Source organism: Westiellopsis prolifica IICB1, from assembly GCF_004323185.1.
Classification (GTDB): Bacteria; Cyanobacteriota; Cyanobacteriia; order Cyanobacteriales; family Nostocaceae; genus Pelatocladus; species Pelatocladus prolificus_A.
The window spans coordinates 138764-140604 of the sequence record NZ_NAPS01000005.1 but is presented as its reverse complement, the minus strand read 5'-3'; the positions used below and the strand labels follow the sequence as shown (position 1 = coordinate 140604).

The window sequence follows — 1841 nt, the reverse complement described above, 5'->3', positions numbered from 1 at the left end:
GTGTAACTCTTGTTGGATAAGGCTTTTGGCGTTCTTAGATTTCATGAGTCGGAGCTTTTCATTCTTCCTAATCTAACTAGTTATATCAATTATTGTTAATTCTTTGATTAATCTAACTAGTTATTTAAACAGATATGTAAATAACTGGATTAATTTGTTCAACAATTATAGTAGATTTCATAGATTTAAGCTGATATATAATTTTATACTTTGAATTAAAGTTGTGATTTATCTGCGATCGCATGGTTACGTCTGATTAACTGGTTCTTGCTTTAGTAACTAGTTCATAAATTATGTAACCACTTGCTGGATAACATCTCAAAATTTTCTCCTTTTTTGTATACAGTTTGTCTACAGTTGTAAACCGATAAATGCAGAAGCACTTTGCGAGATGCCATCCGGCACGCTTTGCGTTCACATAGTGGCGCGGATGCGCTATCGCATATTTCACAACTATATCATAACAGTGATTAATGCATCTAGTTACTTTTGATAGTACTAGTTAGATATAGCTTAACTCGTTATAACTTACATAACCACTACATAACTACTTATTGTTGATTAATGCAATTGTATAGCATTATCGCAATTTTTTCCTCTTGTATACAAATCGTCTACAATTGTAGACTTATAGTTAGAGTCTGCAATGTGTCATCTAGCACGCTATGCACTTTTGCATTCAGTTATATATTCGTAAAACTATTGGTCACATCATATTTCATAACTCAATGAAAAATTACCAGAATATTTTAAAGGTTCTTCAGTATATAATATGCTAAACTAATAAGTAAAATGCCAATTTAATAAGCACCTCACTCGAAAATTTTCAAAGTTTCTAAAGCCATAACTAGAGCGTTTAATTAGCTTTAACTTGTTATTAATACCTTCAACAGTACCACTAGTTGTTCGATTATCAAAGTAAGCAATTACCTCATCAAACCACCGAATAATTGTATTATTACTATTCGGAAAATATTTGTTAGCCTTGGATAGCCACATTCCTAGTTTAAATACTCCTGTATACCAATCACTTGTTTGATTGAAAATTTTGATAATTTTTTCTTTTAACTCATGCATTACTTTCAATGTAGGTGAAACATCTTTAACTTCAATCAATTTCTTAGCTTGCTCTTCATTTAAGTCTTTTTCATTTTTCAGCAAGGCATATTTACTATTTTTTAATCCCGCGATTATTTTTTCACATCCTGCCTTCTCTGATGATGATTTTGATTTTTTAATTAACTCTTCCGTATGGTTTTTTTCTCGCTTCCTTTGTTTATCTAGTTCTTGATTAATCTGCGTCATTACATGAAATCTATCTGCAACGACTTGTGCTTGTGGCATTAATTCAATTACTAAATTTTTATAACCTTGCCACAAATCTATGCTAACTTCTTCTATTTCCGATAAAACTTCTGTTCCCCATTCTATAAGGGTTTCTCTGATTATTTCTTGTGTACGTCCACTCAATATTGCCAGAAGCTTAGATGTATCTAAATCTATTAATACTGCACAGTAATTTCCTTTACCTTTAATCAAAGCTATTTCATCAATACCTAGTCTTTTTAAATCTGATGGTTTGATATTTGGTAACTCTGATGATGCATCTTTTAACATTCTTTCTATCTCTTCTGTTGTGACTATTCCTTTTTTTGCTACGCTGTGTATGTCATTCTCTAACACATCTTGTATAATTTTTGATGCCAGTCTTTTTGTATAAGTTCTTCGCTTGATAATAAAGTCCAAATGGGAGCATCCCAATTTTGCAAAAATAGAGAGAGAAAAATAATTCGCGAGATATCATCGCGAATAAATAGGGAGTTTCAATCTTGCGGCTCTTC

At 31.5% G+C, this 1841-nt stretch carries 1 pseudogene; it reads right to left on the bottom strand.

The window, feature by feature from the left end:
* Positions 1-780 precede the first annotated feature (780 nt).
* Positions 781-1743, bottom strand: a pseudogene (locus B4U84_RS28540) (ISL3 family transposase); the annotation flags it as partial.
* Positions 1744-1841: the final 98 nt, after the last annotated feature.